The organism is Roseobacter sp. TSBP12, assembly GCF_009129705.1.
GTDB lineage: Bacteria > Pseudomonadota > Alphaproteobacteria > Rhodobacterales > Rhodobacteraceae > Celeribacter > Celeribacter baekdonensis_A.
The window spans coordinates 1-8,369 of record NZ_PYIB01000089.1 but is presented as its reverse complement, the minus strand read 5'-3'; the positions used below and the strand labels follow the sequence as shown (position 1 = coordinate 8,369).

Genomic DNA, 8,369 nt, shown 5'->3' with positions numbered 1-8,369 from the left:
CTCAAACTTTTCCTTAGCCATATCGAGGCGCCTCTTGGTTTGACTGGGTCGATCAAGACCCGAATTAACATCGCGGGCTAGTTATTGGCTCTGGAGAGGAAAATCAAGCGTCAGTTGCTCTTTGTGGCATTTGGTGTCTCAGGAACCGCATCTGGTGCGAGTACCGCAAGCGCCGCCTTGGCTTCGTCGGCGTCCGTGGTTTCGGGGGCGACGGGGTCAATGCCAAACCACTCCCCATTTTCCAACAACCACCGCTCTACCTTTAAGGCCGCATTCCGGGTCAGGATGTCGAGCTGTTCCTGTTTGGTCCGTGTCAGGCCCGAGCCAATCAGGGTCTCGCCTGACAGGCTTTCGAACACCGTCAAAAGCTTGGGCTTATCCGTCAGTTTTTTGCCCTGCGCATCGTCCCAAATGTTGACCGTGAGCACGAGCACCGATTTGGGCGTGAACACCACCGGAATCCCTGGCGCGGCAAGGCCATAAGCGTCCACTTTGATACCGATGTGATAAAGCTTGTCTCCGTCGTAGCGGCCAAACCGCGCCTGCATCGCGGCTTTCAAAGCGGTCTCAACCTCCTCCTCCGTCGCATTGCGTGAGAACGGGGCCTTTTGCATATCTGTCGCCACCACGACGTTATGGCCAAGGGTAAAATCCCCGAGATTCACCAGCGGCGTGTCTTCGGTCACCATTTTGGCATCGCTACAGGCGACCAGCGCCAAAAACGACAGTCCGACAACGACGCGGCGAGCAAGTGAGATCACAGGGTATCCTCCAAATTTGGTCCAGATCACGACTAAAGGCAAATGTCGCCTCACGCAACGTCTGGTCCTTAATCGCAAATTTGGCGCAGCCGCTGCCACGCCATGTTCGACATAAACGGCACACCCTCATCGACATAGGAATCGGCCGCCGCCTGCGCCCGCGTCACACGATCGCCAAGCTGCGGATGACTGGCCAGATGCGAAGCAAGGCCTTCGCTGTCGCCATATTCGGCTTTGAGCCGTTCAAACAAGGGTGCCAGCGCGCCGGGCGAAATACCCGCACGCGGCAACATCTCATGCGCATAGCTGTCGGCGGCACTTTCCGCCGCTTGGCTATACTGCGCGTTGACCAATTGATTGACCGCCATCAACACCATCGTGCCGCCGGCAAAATCCCCAAACACCAGCGAGAGCACGCCAAAGGTGCCGACCGAGCGCAAAGCGTGGCGGGTGGGATCGCGGTGATCGACATGGCCCATTTCATGCGCAATGACGGCGGCGACCTCATCCGGCGATTCCGCCGCATCAATCAACCCGCGCATGACCACGATACGCCCGCCGGGCAAGGCAAAGGCATTGACCATGTCGAAATCCAGCACGGTCAATTGCACCGCATCCGAGGCAAGCGTGGAAGCGGCGAGCAATTTGGTTTCCATCTGCTTTAACGCTGCAAGACCCTGTTCGTTCTCGCATTCACCAAGCGGCACAAACCCGCCCGAAAACGCCTCGCGCACCTGTTGATAGGTCTTTTCGCCCAATGCGCGTTCGCCCTCAATGGGCAACAACGTGGCCAATTGATCGGCAATCAACGGGATCAGGAAAAACACGATCAGCGCCACAGACCCCATGGCTCCCGCGATCAATCCCGCGAGACGCCCGCGCCCGGTGACCGGCGCACGATGGCGCAGAGACGGCGCGCGCGCTTCGATGTCGTGCAACAAAACAGTGTCACGCACATACAGCCGCGCCGTGGGGGTCAGCACATTGGTGAACACCCCCAACCGTGCCGGCCCCCAACGCAGCTTGGTCTGCCCCTCGACATGGCGCAGATGCGACAACGGCCACGTCCATGTCTGCGCCTGCCCCGTGTCATCGGTGTAGGACAAAGACAGCCCCGCCTCGTTAGGACGGACTTGCACATAGACCTCATGGCGATGCGCGCTTTCGCCATCAACGAAATCGCAAAGCACCCCTTCGGGTATTGGCCCCCAGGGGCTACGCACGGCCCCGGTCATATCGCGGCTCCCAAATCAAACGCTTCGGCCATGCCTTCGGCCTCTCCGGCCTCGTCACGGGCACGCTGTGCGATCTTGCGAAGATGTTCGCCGCCGGTCAGGGTCAGCGTTTCGGCATAATGCCGCCACACCGGGAACAGTACAAAGGTCTGACGAAACACCGAGAAAAACAACAATGTCGACATGTAGATAAAGATCGCAAAGAACACGCCCACTTCGGCCGAGGGCATCCCATCGCCCCCCAACCCCGAGCCATCCGAGACCGCGCCAGTGGCAAACAGGCCAAAGTCGCGCAGGCCGGGGAAGGCCAAAATCAGAACGCCCGAGGCAACACCAGCCACGGCCAAAGAGGCCAATGTGGTGAAGAGGTTGGTCAGGATATAGCCCGCAAAATTCAACCAGAAAATGCGCGGGAAAGAGGCGTTGGAAATCAGGCCCACCCCGCCTGCGGTTTTGTGATTGGCCATGTAGCGCAGGGCGACCACACGGTAGCGGGTGTAGAAAAACAGACCGCCAAAAATCGCGACGATGGAAAGGAGGGGCATCAATCCGGCCCATGCCGAGAGCACAAAATCCCCCTCGACGGAAAGCCAGACCGCGCCGCCAATGACAAAAAGAATGACCCAAAAGAGATCAACACCGGCAAAAACGGCTTGATCAACCCGGTCCAACGCCCGCCTTGGTTCAGCCTCTGAGTGCCAAAAAACGTCCGATCCGTGCGGAATTTTTCAAGTTTGAAAGTCATGCGGGGCCAAAGAACCCCCATCGTGATCAGCGTCAAAAACAACTGCCCCATCGCATAGGCGGTGTATCTCCCTGCTGCAGGTTCAAGCCCAAAGCGAATGCCGCGCCACCGTGTGCGCGCATAGACATAGCGTTTGGCGCGGTAGGAGGCGAAATAGATCAGCGGAATGGCAAGGACGGCGGCGATGAGATAGGCCTCATATTCCTCTTGGAACAGCGCAAAAGAGGCATAGACCAAAATCAGCGCCACAACCCCGATCAACAGCGCCAAAATCACCAAAGCGATGAGAAATCCGGTGAATTTCTCAATGCCCTTGCCGACATATTCCAACGGCGTGCGGTCGGGACGGATGGCGGACCAAAAATGCCGCCGCAGCCGGGTTTTCATCCAAAACCGATAGAACCCAAGCGTCACCACCGACAACACCGCCGTCCAGATCGAGAGCGACAACAGCGGGACGAGGCGGCCCTCGACGTCGGTTTTCAAAAGCTGCGCCATACCCCGGCCCTCTCGTTACGCCCTGCCTGAAAGCTTAGCCAAACTTATTGTCACGCGGAAACCCATGCGGCGGCTGTTTGCCAATGCCCGCCCGTTTGCTCAGCCATTGCGTCAGGTCTTTCTCGGTGCGTGTATTGCCCCCGCCCATGGTCCAGCTTAGCCCCTCCTCCCACTTAAACGTGGTCAGATCGGACAGCCCGCCATCCAATTCCAAAAGCCCCTGCGCGCCGCGTGCCTGGTTGTATTTCTGCAGCCGCACGCCCTTGCCACGGTTCAATTCCGGGACTTCGGAAATCGGGAACACAATGAACCGACGGTTTTGCGACATGACGGCAACGTGATCGCCCTGTACCCGCCGCACCACGGCGGCGACTTCGCCGTCTTTGACGTTGAGCACCTGTTTGCCAGAGCGGGTCTGCGCCACCACCTCTTTTTCGGGGATGACAAAGCCATTGCCGGCATTGGACGCGACGATCAATTTGCCCTCGGGATCATGGACGAAAATATCGACGATCTCCGCCTCATTCGGCAGATCCACCATCAAGCGCACAGGTTCACCCATGCCACGCCCGCCCGGAAGACCGGCTCCCGAGAGCGTATAGAACCGCCCGTTTGACCCCATCAGCAACAGTCGATCCGTGGTTTCCGCATGGAAACAGAATCGCGGCGCATCTCCGTCTTTGAATTTCAACTCGCGCGTCAGGTCAATGTGACCCGACATGGCGCGTATCCAGCCCATTTGCGAACAGACCACGGTGATTGGCTCGCGTTCAATCATCGCCTCAAGCGGCACGTCCTCGACTTCGGCGGCCTCGGCAAATTGCGACAGGCGCATACCACGGGCATAGTCTTTGCCAAATTTCTTTTTGGTCTCTTTCAGTTCTTCGGAAATGCGGTCCCATTGCATGACTTCGCTGTCCAACAGCGCATGAAGCCCGGCCTTTTCCGCCCGCAAGGCGTCGCGTTCCTTGATCAGTTCGATCTCTTCGAGACGCCGCAAGGACCGCAGGCGCATGTTGAGGATCGCCTCGGCTTGCACTTCGGTCAGCTCCCCCACGCCCTCTTTGGCGGGCAGCGGCGAAACATAGTCTTTTTCCGACATGGCGCGGGCATGATCCACGCCCCAGTTCTCCGCCATCAACGCCATTTTCGGATCATCGTCATAGCGGATGATGTCGATCACCCGGTCGAGATTGAGAAAGGCGATGATAAAGCCTTCGAGCACCTCAAGGCGGTGGTCGATCTTTTCCAAACGGTGCTGAGAACGGCGTTGCAACACCACGCGGCGGTGATCAAGCCAGGCACGCAACACCTCTTTGAGCGAGCACACTTTCGGCGTGCGCCCGTCAATCAACACGTTCATGTTGAGTGCGAACCGCGTCTCCAGATCGGAGTTGCGGAACAGCGTGTTCATCAACACCTCAGGCAGGACGTTTTTGGATTTCGGCTCCAAGATCACCCGGATGTCCTCGGCACTCTCGTCGCGCACATCCCCCAGAATCGGCACTTTTTTGGTCTGGATCAGCTCGGCGAGTTTTTCGATGAGTTTGGATTTTTGGACCTGGTAAGGGATTTCGGTGATGACAATCTGCCATTGCCCGCGCCCCAGATCCTCAACCTCCCATTTTGCCCGCACCCGGAACGAGCCGCGCCCGGTGGCGTAGGTTTTCATCATACTTTCGCGTGGCTCGACAATGACGCCGCCGGTGGGGAAATCCGGGCCTTTGACATAGTTCAAAAGCGTCTCATCGCGCACATCCGGTGTTTTGATCATGTGCAGCGAAGCATCAATCAGCTCGGAAATATTATGCGGCGGGATGTTCGTCGCCATCCCCACCGCAATACCGCTTGAGCCATTGGCCAAAAGGTTTGGAAAGGCGGCGGGCAGCACTTCGGGTTCGCGCAACGTGCCGTCGTAGTTGTCGCGAAAATCGACCGCATCCTCGGCCAGACCTTCGAGCAGCGCCTCCGCCGCGATGGTCATCCGCGCCTCGGTGTAACGCGAGGCCGCCGGGTTATCGCCATCAATATTGCCAAAGTTCCCCTGACCATCGACCAGTGGATAGCGGACGTTAAAATCCTGCGCCAACCGCGCCATGGCGTCGTAAATCGCCATATCGCCATGCGGGTGATAATTCCCCATCACGTCGCCGGAGATTTTCGCCGATTTGCGGAACCCCCCACCTGACGAGAGACGCAATTCGCGCATCGCGTAGAGAATGCGCCGATGCACCGGCTTCAACCCATCGCGCGCATCGGGCAGCGCCCGGTGCATGATGGTCGAAAGCGCATAGGTCAGGTAACGATCGCCAATGGCTTGGCGAAGCGATTCTGAAAAATCAGTCGGGGGCGTGCCACCTGCGGGCGGGTCTTGGGTCAAATCACTGCTCATGTGTCGATGAATAGCGCCCACCTCGCCCCCCGGCAAGCGCGTCTCGCGTGCTCCTCCGGCAACGTCGGACATCTTAGGCGGACCAATGGCGCAGTTTTCCCCGTCACTCCCTCGCGAATCGCGTAGTATGGAGCTGTAACAAGTGTTTGGGGGGAAACGATATGCTGCGTCTTTTGGCGATCACTTTCGTTGGGCTTTGGGCGGCCCTTATGGTGTTCGGGCGGGATTTGTCCGCCGAAGAACAGGCCCAGCTTGACCTGAGACGTTCCGAAAAGGTCTCTGTCCTTGCCAGCCTATCCGAAACTTGGAATGCCGCTTTTGGCATGGATCGCAAACGTCAGGGAGCCTATGTGCCGACCTTGGCTGAACTGAACGCTCAAAAGGCCTTGTCGCCCTCCGGCCTTGCGCCCGAGGTACAAGCGGATGCGACCCAAGGCACGATGGCGCAGCTTGCAAGCTTTAGCGACACTCCGACGCAAACCATCGCCACCGTTACAACCCGGGTCAGCGACCCCGAAAAACTGGCTGGTTTGTTGCAACCCGCCTCCCTTGACGCGCCTGACATGACCCTGCGCGAAGTGACCGCCACGCGTGTCAACGTCCGCTCCGGCCCTTCCACCAATCATGAGGTTTTGGGGCAGGTGCATTTTGCCGAAATCGTTCAGGTGATCTCTCCTGTCGAGAACGGTTGGGTCAAAATCTCTGTCGAAGGCGATGGCGTGTCGGGCTATATGTCGGCCAATTTCCTACGCGCTCTAGCGCAATAACCCCACCTGTTCGCAAAACCGGCTTTCCCCTCTCGCCTTTGCGCTCTAAGCCTTTTGCATCCTCGCAAAAGGCTTTTTCATGCGCACGATCCTGATCACCGGCTGCTCCACTGGCATCGGCCATCACGCCGCTCATTTTCTAAAATCCAAAGGCTGGCGGGTGTTTGCAACCTGCCGTGCGCAGGATGATGTGGCGCGCCTGACATCTGAGGGTTTGGAAAGTTTCCGTCTGGATTACGAAGACCCGGCCTCGATTGAAGCCGGATTCAACGAGACCCTCGCCCGCACCGGCGGCACCTTGGACGCGCTGTTCAACAACGGCGCTTACGCCATCCCCGCCGCTGTCGAAGACCTGCCCGTCGCAGCGCTGCGTCAAAATTTCGAGGCAAATTTTTTTGGCTGGCACGATCTGACGCGTCGGGTCATTCCGGTGATGCGGGCGCAGGGCACGGATGGCAAGGGGCACGGCCGCATCATACAATGCTCCTCCGTGCTTGGCCTCATGGCGATGCCTTGGCGCGGCAGCTACAACTCCACAAAATTCGCCCTTGAGGGTCTGACCGACACGCTACGGCTGGAAATGCGCGGCACAGGGATCAAAGTCATCACCATCGAACCCGGCCCGATTGGCACCGCCTTTCGTCTCAATGCACGCCAACAATTTGACAAATGGATTGATTGGCAGGCCTCAGCGCGCGCCGATCAGTATCGCAACGCCCTCGTCCCGCGCCTCTACAAAGCCACCGAAACCAGCGCGCCGGACCGGTTTGAATTGGGCCCAGAGGCAGTCAGCGCCAAAGTTTTGCGCGCCCTGACCGCGGCCACCCCCCGCGCGCATTATTATGTCACAACACCCACCTATATCGCCGCCCTGTCACGACGCCTCCTGCCACAGCGGCTCATCGACCGGGTGATGGCCAAGATCTAAGCGCGACCAATCGCGTGTTGGGCCTTGCGCCAAAATGCGCTATCTGCGGTACAAACACGAAGGATATGCACATGAATTCCGATCCGCTCCTCTACATCATTGGCGCCGCCTGCCTCGTCGTCCTCGTCATCCTCGCACTTGGCATCGGCCAGTTTGGGCGCGGCGGAGCGGAGGGGGCGAAAAAGTCCAACAAGCTGATGCAATACCGCATTCTCGCGCAATTGGGCGCGGTCATCCTTGTGGTGATTTATGTGGCTCTGCGCAAAACGGGGAACTGATATGGTTGTTTTGAACAAAATCTACACGCGCACGGGCGACACAGGTGAAACCGCTCTGGGCGATGGAACGCGGGTGGCCAAATATAACCCTCGGGTCGACGCGTACGGCACAGTGGACGAGTTGAATTCCACCGTGGGGCTGGCGCGTCTGCATGCGGTGGGCGAAATGGATGTGGCGCTGTCGCGCATTCAAAATGACCTGTTCGATCTGGGTGCGGACCTGTGCCGCCCCGGCATGGAACAGGACGCTGAGGCCGACTATCCGCCGCTGCGTCTGATCGCCTCACAGGTCGACCGGCTCGAATTGGAAATCGACACAATGAACGCAGATCTCGCGCCTTTACGCTCCTTTGTCCTGCCGGGCGGATCAGCATTAGCGGCACATTTGCATCTGTGCCGTACCGTGGCACGCCGCGCCGAACGCCTCTCGGTCGAGCTGAGCCAAATCGAAACCATCAACGACATTGGCGTCAAATACCTCAACCGCCTGTCCGATTGGTTCTTTGTCGCCTCGCGGGTGGCCAATAACAACGGCGCGGATGACGTCTTGTGGGTGCCGGGCGCGAACCGCTGATCCTGTCGATCCTCTATGACGTTGCGACATTTGTTCCGGCAAACGTCACGTCTTTGAACGAAAGTTGCGTCATTAGGGGCTGTTTTCTGCGCCCGCAAAAGGCTAATAAAATTTCCGGAGAGCTGATTGCCCCCGTTTCGGGCGGCTGAAATCATAAGGGAGACCCCGCCAATGAAGGTTTTGGTACCAGT

At 58.5% G+C, this 8,369-nt stretch carries 9 protein-coding genes; 4 read left to right on the top strand and 5 right to left on the bottom strand.

The genetic code is table 11. The annotated features are described in order from the left end of the window. Window positions 1–110: 110 nt before the first annotated feature. The 5 genes from C8029_RS21435 to C8029_RS21415 all read right to left on the bottom strand — a co-directional run bounded on the left by C8029_RS21435 (window position 111) and on the right by C8029_RS21415 (window position 5,631). Complete coding sequence (locus C8029_RS21435; protein ID WP_009574293.1) at window positions 111–761, bottom strand: hypothetical protein; 651 nt, start codon at window positions 759–761, stop codon at window positions 111–113. Window positions 762–829: 68 nt separating this feature from the next. Further along, entirely contained in the window at window positions 830–1,996 is a 1,167-nt protein-coding gene (locus tag C8029_RS21430) for a M48 family metallopeptidase (protein WP_009574294.1), read from the bottom strand. Further along, window positions 1,993–2,541 carry a hypothetical protein gene (locus C8029_RS21425; RefSeq protein WP_152003712.1) on the bottom strand — a complete coding sequence of 183 codons (549 nt, stop codon included), beginning with the start codon at window positions 2,539–2,541 and terminating at the stop codon, window positions 1,993–1,995. The genes C8029_RS21430 and C8029_RS21425 overlap by 4 nt, the downstream gene beginning before the upstream one ends. After that, complete coding sequence (locus C8029_RS21420) at window positions 2,541–3,239, bottom strand: DUF898 family protein (RefSeq protein ID WP_152003711.1); 699 nt, start codon at window positions 3,237–3,239, stop codon at window positions 2,541–2,543. Before C8029_RS21420 ends, C8029_RS21425 begins: the two co-directional genes overlap by 1 nt. A 34-nt stretch (window positions 3,240–3,273) precedes the next feature. Continuing rightward, window positions 3,274–5,631, bottom strand: a complete 2,358-nt coding sequence (locus C8029_RS21415) for a DNA topoisomerase IV subunit A (protein ID WP_152003710.1) — start codon at window positions 5,629–5,631, stop codon at window positions 3,274–3,276. Window positions 5,632–5,792: 161 nt separating this feature from the next. Between C8029_RS21415 and C8029_RS21410 the strand changes: the two genes are divergently transcribed. The 4 genes from C8029_RS21410 (at window position 5,793) to C8029_RS21395 (ending at window position 8,178) form a co-directional block, all read left to right on the top strand. After that, a complete protein-coding gene (locus C8029_RS21410; RefSeq protein WP_152003709.1) occupies window positions 5,793–6,398 on the top strand; it encodes an SH3 domain-containing protein in 606 nt (201 codons plus the stop codon). Window positions 6,399–6,477: 79 nt separating this feature from the next. After that, window positions 6,478–7,326, top strand: coding sequence for an SDR family NAD(P)-dependent oxidoreductase (locus C8029_RS21405; protein ID WP_009574298.1), 849 nt, complete (start codon window positions 6,478–6,480; stop codon window positions 7,324–7,326). A 71-nt stretch (window positions 7,327–7,397) separates the two neighbouring features. Continuing rightward, the gene (locus tag C8029_RS21400; protein WP_009574299.1) at window positions 7,398–7,604 is read left to right on the top strand and encodes a twin transmembrane helix small protein; all 207 of its coding nucleotides are present in this window, start codon (window positions 7,398–7,400) and stop codon (window positions 7,602–7,604) included. Window position 7,605: 1 nt separating this feature from the next. Then, window positions 7,606–8,178: a cob(I)yrinic acid a,c-diamide adenosyltransferase gene (locus C8029_RS21395; protein WP_009574300.1), complete on the top strand. Its 573-nt coding sequence runs from the start codon at window positions 7,606–7,608 to the stop codon at window positions 8,176–8,178. Window positions 8,179–8,369 lie beyond the last annotated feature (191 nt).

Bases quoted from the DNA above. Each gene is read 5' to 3' on its own strand.
- C8029_RS21405 (WP_009574298.1), top strand. From the start codon at position 6,478: ATGCGCACGATCCTGATCACCGGCTGCTCCACTGGCATCGGCCATCAC.
- C8029_RS21425 (WP_152003712.1), bottom strand. From the start codon at position 2,541: ATGCCCCTCCTTTCCATCGTCGCGATTTTTGGCGGTCTGTTTTTCTAC.
- C8029_RS21420 (WP_152003711.1), bottom strand. From the start codon at position 3,239: ATGGCGCAGCTTTTGAAAACCGACGTCGAGGGCCGCCTCGTCCCGCTG.
- C8029_RS21415 (WP_152003710.1), bottom strand. From the start codon at position 5,631: ATGAGCAGTGATTTGACCCAAGACCCGCCCGCAGGTGGCACGCCCCCG.
- C8029_RS21410 (WP_152003709.1), top strand. From the start codon at position 5,793: ATGCTGCGTCTTTTGGCGATCACTTTCGTTGGGCTTTGGGCGGCCCTT.
- C8029_RS21395 (WP_009574300.1), top strand. From the start codon at position 7,606: ATGGTTGTTTTGAACAAAATCTACACGCGCACGGGCGACACAGGTGAA.
- C8029_RS21430 (WP_009574294.1), bottom strand. From the start codon at position 1,996: ATGACCGGGGCCGTGCGTAGCCCCTGGGGGCCAATACCCGAAGGGGTG.
- C8029_RS21400 (WP_009574299.1), top strand. From the start codon at position 7,398: ATGAATTCCGATCCGCTCCTCTACATCATTGGCGCCGCCTGCCTCGTC.